The sequence below is a fragment of the Halobacterium sp. KA-4 genome, assembly GCF_021028995.1.
Taxonomy (GTDB): domain Archaea; phylum Halobacteriota; class Halobacteria; order Halobacteriales; family Halobacteriaceae; genus Halobacterium.
In genome coordinates this window covers 58205-75089 of the sequence record NZ_JAJJZG010000013.1, presented here as the reverse complement: position 1 = coordinate 75089, position 16885 = coordinate 58205, and the positions used below count along the sequence as shown (strand labels likewise).

Below are 16885 nucleotides of genomic sequence, written 5' to 3'. Positions count from 1 at the left end.
CGGGGACTACGATGCTCTATCAGTCATTGTCGGGTTCCTCAGACTCCTGTGATTGGTCGGTCCCGTCAGATTTGGAGAAGAGTTCGACGGTGGGAGTGTCAATATCGATGAGGAGAGCAGCGATCTCAAAACTCGACCCACGCTTTGTGGTCTGACGCTTTGGGTCGTAGATGATGATATCCGCAGCCGCTAGTGTTCGAAGATGAGTCTGGGAAAGTGCATTGTACGCATTCCGGTAGGGTTCCCCGGTCGCGTTCGCTGTAGGAACGCCCTCTTCGTTGGCTGCGATGGAACGTGCGAGGCTTCGAACGGAAACGGCGTCCTCGGTGGTCTGTTCGAGGTGTTTGATTACTTGCCGGCGGCGGTCGGCACGGAGGCAGTGATAGAGTTCGGAGAGTCTGTTGTTGGTGTCGTGAGCCATGGCATTTGTTGGTTTTGTGTATTTTCCGTGGTGGAGGTATGGGCCTCAGCCGTATTAACTCCCTCGTGGGAGCAAATTCATAACAGATGTGACACGGCCAACTAAGTCTAATGGAAAATGGCCCCGGGCGGCCGCCCGATGTCTCCGACAAAGAAATCCTCCAAGTCTTCGAGCAATCCGGGGACCCAGTCTTGACAGCCTCCGAAGTCGCAGACCAACTCGATATCGGCAGGCGAGGCTTGTTAAGTCGATTAGACCAACTCGAAAGCGAGGGATTCCTGAAATCGAAAAAAGTCGGCAGTCGAAGCACCGTATGGTGGTATCCAGGAAACACCTCGACCAAACCAGTCGAACCCCACCGATGAGATCAGTAACGGCAAGTGCAAGCTGGAATCGGTGAGAACGACCGGGATTCGAACACACTGCCGTACCCAAATCATACAGAACTCCAGTTAGGGAAGAGTGCCGCCTAACCCGGCTACGACGACCCCGACCTCGCCATTGTCACCAGCGTCGACGACGGCGAACTGACGGTAGTGTTCGACCACCTCATCGAGAAAGACTACCTCCAACCCCAGCGCCTGACGGACGTCTGCGAGAAGCACGACATCGACCAGTACTCGTTCGACAGCAAGGCGATGGCGTTCGAACCGCAGTACTGAGCCAGTCTCGGTAGTCCCCTACTGGTTTCTTGTCCAGTATTTTCAAGCAGTTGCCTCGTGAATAGTCGAATAATATGAACAATCTCTATCTCGCGCCTGTCGGTCCGGAGTGGATCGACCAGTTCAACAAAACCGTCGACAATCGGGTTCCGGTCCCGGAAGACGCCCCCGACGACCTCCAGCGGGAGGACAAGATTCGCCTCTGGGGGACGGGGGACGGTCCACAGAAGCGGAGTTTCTTCGAAGATATGTCCTCGGGCGACGTCGTGTTGTTCTACAACAACGGTGAGTTCATCGCGAGCGGCCGCATCGGCACTCCCTTCGAGAGCGATGCTGTCGGCGAAGCAGCCTGGGGCGAACCCGAGAGCAGTTTCCTCTTCACCATCACGGATTACAAACGAATCACGCTCGACCGGCGTCGTATCGGCCGCCTCCTCGGGTACTCCGAAGGCTGGTATCCCCGTGGGTTCGTCGAGGTCTCGAACGACGCCCGGAACACGCTCCTCCAAGAATACAACTCGATCGAGGAGGCGTTCCAGGACTTCCAGACCGAGGAAGACGGTGGCGAGAAGAAACCGTCCAAACCTGACGACGATACCGACACTCCCCGCGAGCACACCGAGATTCAGTACTATCTCGTTCAGCTCGGGCTCCGGCACGGGTACGACGTGTACGTCGCGAAAAACGACAAGAACCGCGAGTACGACGGCGAGCGCCTCGGAGAGAACTGCGTGGAGTCGCTCCAGCTACCGGGGTTCAGTTCGGCGGCGACAGACATCATTAAGTACGTCGACGTGATTTGGCTGGAGGACGACCACATCGCGAAGCTCTTCGAGGTCGAGAGTACCACCAGCATCTACAGCGGGATTCTTCGAATGGCCGACTTCGCGGTGAAGGTCCCGAACATCGCTATCGACATACGCATCGTCGCGCCCGGCAACGACGAAGACAAGGTCCGAAAAGAGATGACGCGCCCGACCTTCGACAAGGTGCTGGGGAACGCTGAACACTGCGACCTGGGGTTCCTCTCGTTCGACGACGTTCAGGAAACCTACGAGACGGTTCAGGACGCCGGCCCGCTCCAGAACGTATTCTAATTCACCTATTGGCCCAGTACAAGTATCCCATATCTGTCTGGGACGCTTCCAGAAAGGTCTAAACCTGTGTCGGGCAACGGTGAGAACATGGCTGCAGAAAACGAGGATCTTCGCTACTACGCCGACGGCGAAACCCTCGATTTGGACACTCTCGAATCTCACCTCTGGGAGGCGGCCGATATTCTCCGGGGCAGCATTGACGCGGCGGACTACAAGAACTACATTTTTGGACTACTGTTTCTGAAGCGCATCAACGACCGTTTCGACGAGGAGACCGAGGAGATCGCCGAGGAGTACGACGTCGACGAGGAGACGGTCCGGAACGACCGTGACCTCCACGAGGAGTTCTGGGTGCCCGAGCGCGCTCGCTGGAATCACATCACCGCCCAGAGCTCCGACATCGGCGCTACCCTCAACAAGGCATTGGAGGCCGTCGAGGACGAGAACGACGCAATCGCCGACCGCGTGCTCACGACGGTCGACTTCAACGACAAGGAGCGTCTGGCGGACTCGACTCTCGAAGAGTTGGTGACGCACTTCGACAAGCACCGCTACCGGAATTCCGACCTCGACGACCCCGACATCTTCGGGCGCGCTTACGAGTATCTCATTCGGCAGTTCGCTGACGACGCCGGAAAGAAGGGCGGCGAGTTCTACACCCCCCGCGAGGTCGTCCAGCTCCTCGTCGAGTGTGTCGACCCCGAGCCCGGTGACCGCGTCTACGACCCGGCGTGTGGGTCTGCGGGCATGCTCATCTACTCCGCCCAGCACGTCGACGAGGAAGGCGGCGACCGCGACGACATCTCCCTGTATGGGCAGGAGAAGAACCTGAATACGTGGGCCATCGGCCAAATGAACGTCCTCCTCCACGAGCTCCAGGACGCCACCATCGAGAAAGGCGACACCATTCGGAAGCCGCAATTCGTCACTGAACACGACGAACTCGAAGTGTTCGACCGCGTGGTCGCGAACCCACCGTGGAACCAGAAGAAATGGAACAAGGAGTGGGTGCAGGAGAACGAGCCGTACAACCGCTTCGAGTACGGGCTCCCGCCTGCAAACCGTGGGGATTGGGCGTGGATCCAGTTGATGCTCGCGTCGCTATCGGAGACCGGAAAGGCTGGCATAGTGATGGACAATGGTGTACTATTCCGCTCGCGTTCGGAGAAGAAAATTCGCAAGCCCCTATTGCAGGACGACCTCGTGGAAGCGGTCATCGCACTCCCGGAGAACCTCTTCTACAACACGTCGTCACCGGGGTGCATCCTCGTCCTGAACAAGGACAAGCCCGCGGAGCGCAAGAACAAGGTCCAGTTCATCTATGCCGAGGACCAGCAACTCCGGGAATCTGGCATTCACGTGTTCGAGGACCTCTCGAATCAGAACCAGCTCACCAGCGAGGGGGTCGAGTACCTCGCCGAAACACACCTTATAGGGCGGGAAGAAGACCACCACAGTCGGCTCGTCGACTTGGAGGAGATTAAGGAGAACGACTGGAACCTTAACGTCCCCCGCTACGTCGACACAACCGAACCCGAGGAACCCATCGATGTACGTGAAAAGCTCGAAGAGTTGGACCGGTTGAAGGCTGAACGCGAAGAGACGAATGCAGAACTGGATGCATACATGGAGGAACTAGAGTACCGATGAGTGAGGTAATAACTCCAGAACGACATCCAGAAAAATACCGAGAGGTCCAACTCGGCCCTAGGAGTGTTACATTCCCGGAGGATTGGGAGATAAATACGGTTGACAACCTCTTCGAAATCCAGAAAACCCCGTTTGACCCTTCGGAACGCGAGAGAGGCTCTAAGGTCCTACTCTATTCCATGCCCGCGTACGATTCCGGCCGAGAACCAGAAAAGACGCGGGTAGAGGAGATCGGGAGTAAAAAATACGAAGTACCCCAGGACACGATTCTGTTTCCAAAATTAAATATACGGAAACGGCGGTTTTGGAGAGTCCGTCATGACCACGACTATCCAGCAATCTGCTCAACTGAGTATTGGCCTCTTCTACCCAAGAAGGAATTGAGTTTAGCCTTCTATAATTACTATTTCGATAGTTACCGATTCATGAGTGATCCTAAAGTCACTTCCTCCTCATCCACAAATAGTCATAAGCGGGTGAAAGAGCAGTCCTTTACGAAACTTCAACTGCCCGTTCCACCGTTAGAAGAACAGCGCCACATTGCAGATATCCTCGCGAAGATAGACAAGCAGATTCAGCAGACGGATAGGATAATCCAGGAGACTCAGGGGCTACGAGCAGGACTTCTCCAAGATTTGTTCCATAATGGATATGGTGAACACGAGGAGATTCTCGCTGCAGAGGATCTCGGTGCGCAATCCGGTGGCGTTAGCACTGGGATGGATCAAACGACCGTAGGCGATATCCCCGCCGACTGGGACACGGAACGTCTTGGTGAGCTTTCGGAGTCCTCGTCTTATGGGCTAAACGCGAGTGCAGAGGAATTCAGCGAGGCGAAGCTTCGGTACCTCCGAATCACCGACATTTCCGAAGAAGGCCACTTGAAAGACGACGACCCTACGAGCATTTCTCCTAAGAAGGCAGAAGGTTACGAGATAGAGCCGGGAGACATCATGTTTGCAAGAACCGGTGCAACCGTAGGGAAGACATTCCTCTACAGGGACTATCATCCGGATGCAGCGTATGCAGGTTACCTCATCCGGTTCAAGTTCGATGAAAGTCGCGTCCTCCCAGAGTTCGTGTTCTACTACACACAGACAGACAACTATAGCCGGTGGGTCGCCAGAATAACCCGGCAGGGTGCGCAGGAGAACATCAATACGAGCGAATACTCCAGTATCCTTCTCCCTCTCCCCCCAATTGACGAGCAGCAAAAAATCGTTAGCACCCTACAAACGGTGGACGAGCAAATCAAAGAAGAGCGCGAGACAAAACAAGAACTTCAAGCTCTCAAGCGCAGCCTGATGCAGGACCTCCTCACTGGGAAGGTTCGAGTGGATATGGTGGAATAGATATGCCGGACGAGTACGTCGAGACCGAACGCACGACCCTTGACACCCTCCAGAAACTCGGGTGGGAGATCATCGACCAGCAGCAAACCACCTGGAACGACCCACGCGATACTACGTCCTCGGCTGTACTCGAAAACCGACTCCGTCACGCCATCGACCGCCTGAACCCCTGGCTCTCCGAAAATAACCTGAACGCGGTCGTGCGCGAACTTCAGCGAGTTACCGGAACGAGTACGATGGCCGAGAACGAGCAGATCCACGAGAAGCTCGTCCGGCACACATCTGTCAAGCAAGACGAGGGCTACGGCGCGAAACACCAGACGGTCAAGTACATCGACTACGAAAACCCCGAGAACAACGACTTCTTCGCCGTCAACCAGTTCCCCGTCGAGGGCGACATCGAGACAATTAAACCGGATATCGTCCCGTTCGTCAACGGCATTCCCCTCGGCGTCATTGAGTGCAAGGCTCCAACTGCCGGCGAGCCGAGGAGCGAGGCGCTCGAACAACTCCAGCGCTACCAGAACGAACGTACGAGGACCGGCAGCGAGGGCGCTGAAGAGTTGTTCCGGTACAACCAGTTCTCGGTCGCCACTTGGTACGAGGGCGCGGTCATGGGGACGTACGGGACGCCTAAAAACCAGTACAAGCCTTGGCGTGACCCCTACCCTGCGGACGACGAGCAGCTCGCGGAGCTCTTCGATGTCGGGTACGTATCGCCCCAACACCGGATGCTGTACGCGCTGTTCAAGCCCGAGCGGCTACTCGAACAGCTCCGGCACTTCACCGTCTTCGAGACCAAGCAGGGTGGGACGATCAAGATGGTCGCGCGCTACCAGCAGTACCGCGCTGTCCACAAAGCCCTAGAGCGGATTCGCAAGCGCAGCCAGCGGGAAGCACAGGGCGGTGTCATCTGGCATACCCAGGGCTCCGGGAAATCCCTCACAATGCTGTTCCTCGGGCTCAAACTCCGCCGCGAGAAACCTAATCCCACGCTGTTATTGGTGACCGACCGGACGGCCCTCGACGAGCAAATCCACGCGACCTTCGAGCGGTGTGGATTCCCGAACCCGAAGCGCGCCGAGGACAAGGAAGACCTGCGGGAGAAACTCTCCAGTCACGCCGGAGAGACAATTACGACGCTCATCCAGAAGTTCCAGCTCGACGACGACGAGGACGGCGACTTCCCCGTGCTCTCACGCGACGAGGACATTTTCGTGATGGTGGACGAGGCTCACCGTACCCAGTACAAAGACCTCGCGAACAACATGCGGACGGCCCTTCCCAACGCCTTCTACATCGGGTTCACGGGGACGCCAATCGAGAAAGACGACCGCGACACCCGCCGCACCTTCGGCAATTACGTCGACACGTACACCATCGACCAGTCGCTCGAAGACGACACCACTGTCGAAATCCTCTATCAGGGCCGCCTCGCCGACATCCATCTCGAAGGCTCGAACCTCGACCGGATTTTCGACCGCGTGTTCGCCGACTACACAGAGGAAGAAAAAGCCGAGATCAAGAAGCGCTACGCCCGCGAGCAGGACCTAGCGGAAGCCGAGGCGCGCATCGAGGAAGTCGCGCTGGACATTATCGAGCACTACGAGAACGAGATTGCGGACCCGTTCAAGGGGATGGTCGTCACGACCAGCAAGGAGGCCGCCGTCCGGTACAAGGAGAAACTGGACGAACTGAACGGCCCGGAGTCACGCGTCGTCATCTCGAAGGGCCATAACGACCCCGAGCACATCAAGCGGTGGACGCCGACCGATAGCGAGATCTCGGATTACAAGGACGCGTTCGTCGACCCCGATGGCGAGGTCGAACTCCTGGTAGTCTGCGACATGTTGCTCACGGGGTTCGACGCGCCGGTCGCGCAGGTGATGTATCTCGACAAGCCGCTGAAAGAGCACAACCTCCTGCAGGCAATTGCTCGGGTGAACCGTCCATTTGAGGGGAAGAACCACGGGCTCATCGTCGACTACTACGGCGTCTCGAACGACTTGCGGGAGGCGCTCGCGATGTTCTCCGAGGACGACGTCAAGCACGCCATGGTCCCTCTGGAGGACAAGAAGCCGGAATTGGAGGCCGCCCACCGGAAGGCCACGGCGTTCTTCGAGGACATCCACGATATGGAGGCGTGCCTGCAAACGCTGGAGAACGAGGACACGCGCATCGAGTTCAAAAACGCGTACAAGCGGTTCTCCCAGCTTATGGACGTCGTGCTCCCCGACCCGATGGCGAATCCTTACACAGACGAACTCGACCAGCTCAGCGAGATCTATGCCCGGGCGAAACAACGATTCCGCGACGACTCGATGGACCTGGAAGGCACTGGCGAGAAGGTTCGGGAGGTCATCCAAAACCATATTCGCTCGCAGGGTATCGACGTGCTCAACGAGGAGCCCGTGTCGATAATGGACGCTGAGGAGTTCGACCCCGAAATTGAAGGCCTGGAGAGCGACGAAGCCCGGGCCAGCGAAATGCAACACGCCATCAAGCACGAGATTTCGGTCCGGTACGACGAGGACCCGGTCCAGTACGAGTCCCTCCAGGAACGCGTCGAGGAGCTAATCGAGAAATACAAAGAAAAGCGCCTCAGCGACCAAGAGGTCGTCGAGGAACTCCACGAGCTCTTGGAGGAGATGCGGTCTCGCGACAAGCAAGCGCGAGCGAAGGGGCTCGAAGACGCGACGGAGCTTTCCTTCTACCACGCCCTTGAGGATGTCTTGCTTAGGGAGTCCGGGGAGGCCGACCAGCAGGAGTTGGTCGAACTGACCAGTACCATTCTGGCGGAGGTCGAAAACGTCGTCGACGTGGTGGAGTGGCAGCAGAAAGTCGGCGTGCAGTCGAAGCTACGGAAGAAGGTAAAACTCCAACTGCTCCAGTCCGATGTCGAAATGACTGACGACGAGCGTACCGAGCTCACGAATCGGATTGTAGAGTTGGCTCGGGCTCACTACCAGCCATGAACGAGTACCACATCGGTCAGACCGTTGTCCCATACGAAATAGAGTGGAGTCCCGACCGTGAGACGGTCGCGCTCTCGATGGACGGCTCGATGGAACTCACGGTTCGGGCACCTGTTTCCGCGACTGTCGAAGAAGTCGAGGATGTACTGGCTGATAGGAAGCAATGGATTCTGGAGACGCTGTACGGCGTCGCAGACCAAGAAGACCCACCGCTAGACAAGGAATACCTGAGTGGCGAGAAGTTACTGTTAAACGGCCGTCGCTATCGGCTGAAAGTTCACGAAGACGACGTAGCCGAGCCATCGTTGGAGTTCGATGGTTCGCGGTTCACTATGCGAATCTCGGCCGACGAGCGTACGAGTGTTACCCGAAAGCGACAGGCGGTTGTCGACTGGTATCTCGACCGTGCTCGCGAAGACCTGCCTACGCGAGCAAGCGGCTACATTGAGAAATTGGGGCTCAACGACGTGGACATCACTGTTCGCGAGCTCAATCGGCGTTGGGGTGAATACCAGGACGGACAGGTCTCACTACACTGGCGGCTCATACTCGCACCACGGAATATTCAGGACTACGTTGTCGCCCACGAACTGGCCCATTTCCGACACGACACGCACTCCGATTCCTTCTGGAATACAGTGGGGACGCTCGTTCCGGACTACCAGAAGCGAAGGGAATGGCTCCGTGTTAACGGCGGAAAACTACGGGTATAGCATTTCGCGCTCCTTATGATACTATGACTTTCTCGAATCCACTATTTCCGCAAACCGCACATTTGTCTGGAGAGAATGCCTTAGTAGATTTTCGACCCATGACCACATGACATTCCTTACACCGGTATAAATCACACTCTCTCGTTTTCACCATACTCGATGGTTAAATCCAGCCATATATAATCAATTCGATATATTTTGCGATGAACGAACTGTTCTTACAGAGGTGAGTCCCACATAAAGTGCAAGTAAAATACAAGTATTAAAGCCTGCCTCGTGTCAGACATAACGTATGACAGCATCTGGTGTGGCGGAGGATTACGATGAGCAAGTATATTCAAGGCTACAGCAGCGAAGAAAGCAAACGCTCTACGATGCTCTGAGTCTGTTTGAATCCGGGGATTCAACTAAATCAGATTATCAAATCGAGGGGCTCCAACGCGCACTCTCTTCTGAGTATGCTGAGGAGACTCGCGAATGGCTGGCAATCTATGGCCGATTTGACGATGAGAACGTCGGAATCGATACCACAATCCGGTTCCTGGCCGAGGAGTACGAAGTAGACTTCGACGAAGAATCGCCAGCGTCCAAGTACCAACTCGCTCTTCGAGTCCTTCAGGAGGACCTATCCAGCGAGATTGACCACATTGTGGTCGGCTCCCGAATCCGGAAGGTCTCCTCTACAAAAACCTATGTCTACAACGGAGACCTATCGTTAGACGGGGTTGAGGAGGCTGTTGATGAGTTCCATAAACAGTGGAACTCGGACGGGCAAACCAAAGCGGTGCGAGTGAAAATCGAAGAATCGGGTAGCGAAAGTATTGTGCTGCACGTCACTGCCGAGCGCGGTATCCAGCCCAGTAAGGTTCGGGTCTTCGAATTCCGAGAGAGTGAGGCTGACGAAATGCCCACGGAACCGGAGGTGGCTATGCAAAAATACCGGGCAGTCAAGTCGAGCCGTGTCTATATTGACGCAAAAGGAGAAGACGCCACCGTCGTCCTGTCGGAAGGGAAGCAGGGCTGGAAGAAGATTCTCAACTCATTTTTCAGCCGCGCATTCGGCGTGGACGATTTCGTCGACGAACTTACGACAAAGCAAGTCGAGGCTGCCGGAGAACTCGAAGAAGATGCTTCCGAAGCAATTCAGGAAGCGGATGACCCAATCGAGCAGACGCGCCAGTTGATTCAACATCATGCTGACCAGGCCAAGGATCGTGTCCGTGATGCAGATTCGCTCCCACAAGACAAGCAGAACTCCGTCATAAAGTGCTTAGACACCATCGAGTACGACGGCTCGCAAGTAATTGATGACCCGTCGGTAGCGGCTGAAGAATTCTCTTTAGTTGGCCGTGAGGGGCTCGAAGCAATTTTCGACAGAGTAGACCAGATGCGAGACAGCTTCCTAGACCTTCTCGCTACCGCAGACGACGAGAACGCCGCACTAGTTCTCTCTATCGACAACCGAAACGTAGCAGTTCGAAGTGGGGATTACCGCCCGACAGATAGTGCTCGTCTCTCCGACGATGCACAGCTCGCTCTGAAGTACTTCTTCGACGAGGAAGACGTGGTATGAGCAAATCTTTGTTGGAGGCATTGGCAGAGGCTGTTGCTTCGAGGCTCCGTGACGGAGATATTCACTACGACGACCTCCCCGAGGCTCTTCTGGAGACAAAGTTCGTGGATTCAGAGCTGAAACCGCCCCAACGCTGTCCAAATCCGCACTGCCGGGCACAGTTACGGGATCAAGAGACTGATAAAAGCGAACAGGTGTTCCGTACTCGATGTACGGGAACATCCGACGGAGTACACGAGGAAACAATCAGCTTTGAAAAGCGGAGATTTTTTGATCTAGACTGGGAATCTGTTTTAGAAAAAGTTTCTACAGAAATCAGTAGAGAACTGGCACGCTTTGACCAGCAGAGCCTCCCGAGCTCAGTCCACGGAGTAACGAAGGAGGGACTCCGAATCTCGATAATTGGTGGGCGGAAGCCGGAACGAGAAGCGACGAAAGTGTATGCACACGCATTACGGGAGAATCAGCCCACGCTGCTTCTCGTTCCCGACACCGAGATTGATTCCTACCTCGAAACGCAGTCCCTGTTCTCGACTGGGAGTCTTGTCTATACTGCTCCCCTCTCGATGCTCGCTGAGGACTCAGAGTACCTCGAAAACCCAGTGGAAGCTATGGAGCAGATACAGGCTTTGGAGGAAGATATTGTCCGAGAAGAGCTGGGAGAAGAGTCACACAAGGTAGTCGGCAGAATTCACTCGAATCCCCGATATATGCTCACTGAACTCAACCATATGCGGCTTCTTCGAGCGAATAAAGAACTCGAACAAAGTTCTGGAACGCGACTCGAAGAGGTCGGCTATGCTGCCTTCTCAACTTTGACACCGACGTATCCGGACGCTGGCGGGGAGGACGATCGAGGTGATGAGCTTCCAGACTTAATCTTCAAAATAACCGATATCGCGCCTGACCCCGATGATAAGTACGCGACTGTCGGTGGCATTGTCGATACGAAATCTGGGGATGACGCGAAGTTTGGTAGCGAAGAAACAGAGGGGAAGCATACAGAGTATCTGAGCCGGGCGAGAAGAAACTTAGACTCAGAGTTCATTTCCCACATTTTCGTCGTCAACGAGATTGATGGTAAGAAGGACATCGAATTCTTCGATAAGATGGACGAGTTCTACAAAGCGAACGAGAACCTCGTAATTTGGTACGTAGACGCGCTTGCAATGCTACTCGATGTGGCCCTAACAGTCAACATTCGGAACGATCTGCAGTTGATTGGCGGTGACTTCCAGAAGTTGTTCTATCCCTTCTTCGTCACCGAGGCATTCAGAGAGACCAACGTGAGCGGAATTACGAGAAGCGTTGGTCATCAGCCTGAGCAAGGTGTTGGGAAGGTACAAGAGGAATATAATGAGGAGTACAAAGGACGCCCTCGACTGCACGTCATAACCACGGATGTCGTGAAAGAGCGGATACGGAACTTCGTAAAATCCCCTGCAGAGGTAGAAAAGGACCTTGCAGAGTATTTCCGCAAGCCCTCTGTCCTATCAGGAGGATACTAACCACAGATCGGGTAGAGATTTCGTTCGAAGAGACCCAAGGCAGGGACCTGTTCGCTTTCCGTTCGCACTTCCGTTCGCAGGTAGACGCGCTCTCGAACCAGAAAACAATAATCTAAGCCGAAACCGCTGTTTCCGTTCGCGCCCGCTGTGGCCTTTTCCAAGCTAACTCCCTCGGTTCGTACGTGACCGAACGCAAGCAGACGCGAGGTGAGCAAGGAATCGTCGAACGTCCAGCGAGAATGATCGTTGTGGACTTCAGCTGTCGTCTTCGAGGTCATCGGTCGGGAGGTCGCCGTCGAGCGACGCGCGACCGCGGTCAGAGAGCTGGTAGATGCCGCCTTCCTCGTCGTAGTACTCGACGAGTCCTTGTTCGCGAAGTTACCCGAGATGTTCGCGAACGGTTGGACGGCTCCATTGCATGAGACGGCCTATGTTTGCTCCCACAATCACCAATTGTTGAAGACGCCGTAGAACCTGTTTGGATATAGCGAATCGCAGGACGGAGCCGCCCCAGTTCAGAATCGTCTGGTAAGCGAACGAAATCTAACTCAGAAACCAACGTCGGTTTATAAACGATGTACCGCTGTCTGTCGGATTTGGATCGTTCGAGCAACGAATGGGCGCTGCAGGATTTGAACCCGCGGCGTCTTGGTCCGAAGCCAAGTGCTCTGTCCAAGCTGAGCTAAGCGCCCGGCACGCAAACGTAGACGGAGGTCGGCTTTAAACCCGGTGATTCCGGGCGGACCGGGTTTCGGTTGTATCGCCTCCTTTATTCGGGGTGGTCCGCGTAGGCGTGGGTATGAGCGTGGCGGCGACAGTTCGAGGGCTGGTGGAGCTCACGCGACCGGTGAACACGGTTGCGGCGGGCGCGTTGACGTTCATCGGGGCGTTCGTCGCGGGTGGGGCGTTCGCGGAGCCGACGGCGACGGCGGCCGCGGTGGGGGCGACGTGGTTCGCGACAGCGGCGGGGATGGCGATAAACGACTACTTCGACCGGGAGATCGACCGCATCAACAATCCGGAGCGCGCGATTCCGCGGGGCGCGGTGTCGGCGCGCGGCACGCTCGTGTTCAGCCTCGCGCTGTTCGCGGGCGCGATGGTGCTCGCGCTGTTGTTGCCACCGCTGGCGCTCGGCATCGCGGCAGTGAACCTCGTCGCGCTGGTGACGTACACGGAGTATTTCAAGGGGCTGCCGGGCGCGGGGAACGCGCTGGTGGCATATCTCGTTGGGAGCACATTCCTGTTCGGCGCGGCGGCCGTAGGTGACCCGCTGGCGGGCGGCGTGCTTGCGGTGCTGGCGGCGCTGTCGACGTTTACGCGCGAGGTCATCAAGGACGTCGAGGACATCGAGGGGGACCGCGAGGAGGGATTGCGGACGCTCCCTATAGTTGTTGGTGAGCGGCGCGCGCTGGTACTCGGGACAGCCCTCCTGATAATCGCCGTGCTCGCGAGCCCGGTGCCGTACCTGTTCGGGACGTTCGGGGTCTGGTATCTCGTCGTCGTGGCACCCGCGGACGCGGTGATGTTGGCCGCGGCGTACCGGAGTTTCGACGACCCGGAGGCGGGCCAGCAACTCCTGAAGGCCGGGACGTTCGTCGCCGCTGTGGCGTTCGTCGTCGGTCGGCTGGTCGCGCCGTGAGCCGGCCAATCAAAAGGAATATAAGCGAATCAGCATATCTTTCGGGCAGATGAGAACGGGGGAGTACGACTCGACGACACGCCACCCCCCGGTCGCAGTCGGGACGCGAGGGGTAGCATAATGTACGAGCTTGGCGCGGCCTTCTCGGACGTAGACGTCGACCCGGGGACCAACATCCTCGTCGAGGGACCGCCGATGAGCGGCAAGCGAGACCTCGGCTTCGACATCCTCGCGACCGGCGCTCGGGAAGGCGAGGGTGCCATCGTCGTGTCGACGAAAGACAGCGCCGAACGCGTCATCGAGGACTTCGCCGAGCACGTCGGCGACACCGAGCCGCTGCTGGGCGTCGTCGACTGCGTCACCAAACAGCAGGGGATGGGGACGGCGACAGAGTCCGAACTCGTGCGCTACGCCTCCTCGCCGGTGGACCTCACCGGCATCGGTATCGAGCTCTCCGAACTACTGCGCGCGCTCTACCAGCAGCGCGGCGTCACCCGCAACCGCATCCTCCTGCACTCGCTGTCGACGCTATTGATGTACTCGGACCTCCAGACGGTGTTCCGATTCCTCCACGTGTTCACGGGGCGCGTGCAGAGCGCGGACGCCCTCGGTGTGTTCGTCGTCGACTCCAGCGCCCACGACGAGCAGACGGTGAGCACGCTCAAGCAGCTGTTTGACGGCATCGTCACGATTCGGGAGCGCGAGGACGGCGGCTTCGAGGCGCGCCTCGTCGGCATCGGCGACGGCACCGACTGGCGCGACCTGTAACTTTTTCGCCGCGGCCGCTCAATAGGAACGTATGCCCATCGAATCCGACGCCGAAATCGAGGAGATTCTGGGGTACGACCACGTCGCCGTCGTCGGCTGCTCCTCGACGCCGGGGAAGGCCGCCCACGACGTTCCCCAGTACCTTCTCGACCACGGCTACGACGTGATTCCGGTGAACCCGTACGCCGACGAAATCTTCGACCGGGAGGCGTACGACTCGCTGTCCGACGTCGACGAACAGGTCGATATCGTGGACGTGTTCCGGCCCAGCGAGGAGGTCGCGGGCATTGTCGACGAGGCTATCGCGCGCGACGACGTGCAGGTTGTCTGGACGCAACTCGGCATCCGCGACGACGACGCCGCACAGCGCGCCGAAGACGCGGGGCTGCGCGTCGTTCAGGACAAGTGCATTAAAGTCGAGCACGGCCGCTTGAAGGCCTGAACCTACGCTACATCTGGCCGCCTTCCTCGTGGGGCTGGAAGACGACGAATCCCTCGTCGGCGGTGAACTCCATCTGGACGGACTCGCCGGAGGTCTGCCCAATTTCGAACGCCTTGTTCACGGAGAACGACGGGGAGAGGTCGTCGCTCCATGCGACCGTCGCGTCTGGGTCGGTCTTCACGGGCGGTGTCACGACCAGCGGGTCGCCGTGCGTCGTGATGGCGACTTCGCCGGGGCCGGTGAGGTAGACGTTCGTCAGTCCGCTCGCGGCGGCCCCCGAGAGGCTGCCGATGGTGTTGATTTCGTAGTCGACGTTCGATTCAAACGCGAGCACGTCGTTGCCGTTGACGGAGAGCGACTCCCCGGCGTCGAGGTCGAGAATCTGGACTTTCTTGCTGCGGTCGGCGACGTAGAGGTAGCCGGAGCCTTCCGCGACCATGACCGGCGTCCCTTCGCTGGTCACGGCTTCCTTGACGAAGCCGGTGAGGCCGCCTTCGGCGGTCGACTTCCCGGTGAACGTCAACTCGCCGGTGTAACCGACCATCGAGCCGGCGCGAATCATCACGCTCCCGTCGACCGGGATACCGAGGAGCGGTTGTTCTCCTTGCGAAACCCGTCGCCGTCGGCTTCGGCGGCTTGTGGGAGGTTCGAGATGTCCATGGGGACGTCGGCACGGTTCTCGACAATCCGAGTTATACGCTTCGTCGAGTGACGCGTCGTGCGAACGCTGCCGCTCCGGCGATTCCGGGTGGCGTCAGCCCTCCCACTCCTCGTAGCTGCCGTAGACGCCCTTTGAGAGGTAGCGCTCGCTGGAGTCCGGGAAGATGGTGACGACGCAGTCATGCGGCAAATCGAGGTCGCCGGCGGCCGCGCGCTCGGCGACGTCCAGCGCTGCGAGACTGTTCGCAGCGGAACTTGACGCTACGAGGTGCCCCTCCTCGCGGGCGAGCCGCTGCATCTCCGCGTGGGTGTCTTCGTCGGGAATCTGGACGACGTCGTCGACGAAGTCGGGGTCGAACAGTTCGTTCGTTGTCGGGTCGTGGGTGCCGATGCCTTCGGTCTTGTACTCGCCCTTCTCGACGTCGGTTCCCTGTGTGGTCGCGTACAGCGACCCCTTCGGTTCGACGGCCGTGACGTGGAGGTCCGGCACTTGCTCGCGGAGGAAGCGCCCTGTTCCCATGAGCGTGCCCGCGGTGCCACAGCCCGCGACGAGCGCGCCGACCTCGCTGTCCAGCGCCTCGCCGATCTCGGGTCCCGTGGTCTTGTAGTGGGCTTCCGGGTTTAGCGGGTTCGAGAACTGCTGGGGGACGACGGCGTCGTCCAGTTCCTCGGCGAGTTCGTGGGCTCGCTCGATGGCACCGCCCATCCCATCCTCGGTGGGCGTGTTGATGACGTCGGCGCCGAGTGCGCGCATCAACTGTTGTTTCTCGATGCTGAAGCGCTCGGGGACGACGAAGACGGCGTCGACGTCGAGCTGGCCGGCGGCGACCGCGAATCCGATGCCGGTGTTGCCGGCGGTCGGCTCGACGATGGTGCCGCCTTCGGGGAGTTCCCCTGAATCGAGCATCGCTTCGAGCATGTACTTCCCGATGCGGTCTTTGACGCTCGCGCCGGGGTTGAACGACTCGAGTTTCGCGTACACCGGGACGTCGTCGGGCGACGCGTGGACGCGCACGAGCGGCGTCTCCCCGATAGTCTCCAGCACCGAGTCCAGCGGCCTCCGGTGGGTGGTCATCTACGCGGTAATTCTTGCCTGGGTTCTTTAGTCGTTGCCATCCACACGCTCGCTGCCGGCGTCGCCGACGCCAGCCTCCGCGGCGGCTTCGGACTCAGTACCGGCGTCGCTGACGACGGCCTCGACGTCGACGCCTTCCTTCTCGGCCAGCGCTTCGACGAGCGCGCGCTGCTCGGCGAGTTCGGCTTCGAGGTCCGCGACGCGGCCGTGCGTGTCCTCGACGGTCTCGGTCAGATCGTTGACCTGCTCCCGGAGACGCTCGAAGCGCTCGTAGAGCTTGTCCGCCATCTCCGTCACTTTCTGGAGCTTCTTCGCGGTCGAACCGAATCCCATGGTCGCGAGTAGACGTT

Annotated in this window: 15 protein-coding genes, 1 tRNA gene and 1 pseudogene; 12 read left to right on the top strand and 5 right to left on the bottom strand. The window is 58.1% G+C overall.

What is annotated here, in order from left to right; genetic code table 11:
* Positions 1 to 19: 19 nt before the first annotated feature.
* The gene (locus tag LPA44_RS12970) at positions 20 to 421 is read right to left on the bottom strand and encodes a DUF7344 domain-containing protein (protein WP_230889966.1); all 402 of its coding nucleotides are present in this window, start codon (positions 419 to 421) and stop codon (positions 20 to 22) included.
* A gap of 110 nt (positions 422 to 531) precedes the next feature.
* Here LPA44_RS12970 and LPA44_RS12965 point away from each other — a divergent pair, with 110 nt between their 5' ends.
* The 9 genes from LPA44_RS12965 (at position 532) to LPA44_RS12930 (ending at position 11951) form a co-directional block, all read left to right on the top strand.
* The gene (locus LPA44_RS12965; RefSeq protein ID WP_230889965.1) at positions 532 to 786 is read left to right on the top strand and encodes a winged helix-turn-helix transcriptional regulator; all 255 of its coding nucleotides are present in this window, start codon (positions 532 to 534) and stop codon (positions 784 to 786) included.
* A gap of 171 nt (positions 787 to 957) precedes the next feature.
* Complete coding sequence (locus LPA44_RS18125) at positions 958 to 1083, top strand: hypothetical protein (RefSeq protein ID WP_269070166.1); 126 nt, start codon at positions 958 to 960, stop codon at positions 1081 to 1083.
* A gap of 74 nt (positions 1084 to 1157) precedes the next feature.
* Positions 1158 to 2180 (top strand): hypothetical protein, encoded by a 1023-nt coding sequence (locus LPA44_RS12960; protein WP_230889964.1) that lies wholly within the window; start codon positions 1158 to 1160, stop codon positions 2178 to 2180.
* 87 nt (positions 2181 to 2267) lie between these two features.
* Positions 2268 to 3830, top strand: coding sequence for a type I restriction-modification system subunit M (locus tag LPA44_RS12955; protein WP_230889963.1), 1563 nt, complete (start codon positions 2268 to 2270; stop codon positions 3828 to 3830).
* Entirely contained in the window at positions 3827 to 5182 is a 1356-nt protein-coding gene (locus LPA44_RS12950; protein WP_230889962.1) for a restriction endonuclease subunit S, read from the top strand. Before LPA44_RS12955 ends, LPA44_RS12950 begins: the two co-directional genes overlap by 4 nt.
* A 2-nt stretch (positions 5183 to 5184) precedes the next feature.
* Complete coding sequence (locus LPA44_RS12945; protein WP_230889961.1) at positions 5185 to 8157, top strand: type I restriction endonuclease subunit R; 2973 nt, start codon at positions 5185 to 5187, stop codon at positions 8155 to 8157.
* Positions 8154 to 8870, top strand: a complete 717-nt coding sequence (locus LPA44_RS12940) for a M48 family metallopeptidase (RefSeq protein ID WP_269070162.1) — start codon at positions 8154 to 8156, stop codon at positions 8868 to 8870. The genes LPA44_RS12945 and LPA44_RS12940 overlap by 4 nt, the downstream gene beginning before the upstream one ends.
* A gap of 292 nt (positions 8871 to 9162) precedes the next feature.
* Positions 9163 to 10443 (top strand): hypothetical protein, encoded by a 1281-nt coding sequence (locus LPA44_RS12935; protein WP_230889959.1) that lies wholly within the window; start codon positions 9163 to 9165, stop codon positions 10441 to 10443.
* Positions 10440 to 11951 (top strand): hypothetical protein, encoded by a 1512-nt coding sequence (locus LPA44_RS12930; RefSeq protein ID WP_230889958.1) that lies wholly within the window; start codon positions 10440 to 10442, stop codon positions 11949 to 11951. Before LPA44_RS12935 ends, LPA44_RS12930 begins: the two co-directional genes overlap by 4 nt.
* A gap of 617 nt (positions 11952 to 12568) precedes the next feature.
* On the opposite strand, the gene LPA44_RS12925 is transcribed toward LPA44_RS12930, so the two are convergent.
* Positions 12569 to 12643: transfer RNA gene (locus LPA44_RS12925), tRNA-Arg, on the bottom strand.
* 107 nt (positions 12644 to 12750) lie between these two features.
* Here LPA44_RS12925 and LPA44_RS12920 point away from each other — a divergent pair.
* From LPA44_RS12920 to LPA44_RS12910, 3 genes are all read left to right on the top strand, one after another.
* Complete coding sequence (locus tag LPA44_RS12920; RefSeq protein WP_230889957.1) at positions 12751 to 13590, top strand: geranylgeranylglycerol-phosphate geranylgeranyltransferase; 840 nt, start codon at positions 12751 to 12753, stop codon at positions 13588 to 13590.
* Positions 13591 to 13710: 120 nt separating this feature from the next.
* The gene (locus LPA44_RS12915; RefSeq protein WP_230889956.1) at positions 13711 to 14358 is read left to right on the top strand and encodes an RAD55 family ATPase; all 648 of its coding nucleotides are present in this window, start codon (positions 13711 to 13713) and stop codon (positions 14356 to 14358) included.
* Between the two features lie 31 nt (positions 14359 to 14389).
* Positions 14390 to 14800, top strand: a complete 411-nt coding sequence (locus LPA44_RS12910) for a CoA-binding protein (protein WP_230889955.1) — start codon at positions 14390 to 14392, stop codon at positions 14798 to 14800.
* Positions 14801 to 14807: 7 nt separating this feature from the next.
* Here LPA44_RS12910 and LPA44_RS12905 read toward each other — a convergent pair.
* The 3 genes and pseudogenes from LPA44_RS12905 to LPA44_RS12895 all read right to left on the bottom strand — a co-directional run bounded on the left by LPA44_RS12905 (position 14808) and on the right by LPA44_RS12895 (position 16868).
* Positions 14808 to 15460: pseudogene (locus tag LPA44_RS12905) on the bottom strand (AIM24 family protein).
* A gap of 94 nt (positions 15461 to 15554) precedes the next feature.
* Entirely contained in the window at positions 15555 to 16535 is a 981-nt protein-coding gene (locus LPA44_RS12900; protein WP_230889954.1) for a PLP-dependent cysteine synthase family protein, read from the bottom strand.
* 27 nt (positions 16536 to 16562) lie between these two features.
* Positions 16563 to 16868, bottom strand: coding sequence for a DUF5798 family protein (locus tag LPA44_RS12895; RefSeq protein WP_230889953.1), 306 nt, complete (start codon positions 16866 to 16868; stop codon positions 16563 to 16565).
* Positions 16869 to 16885: the final 17 nt, after the last annotated feature.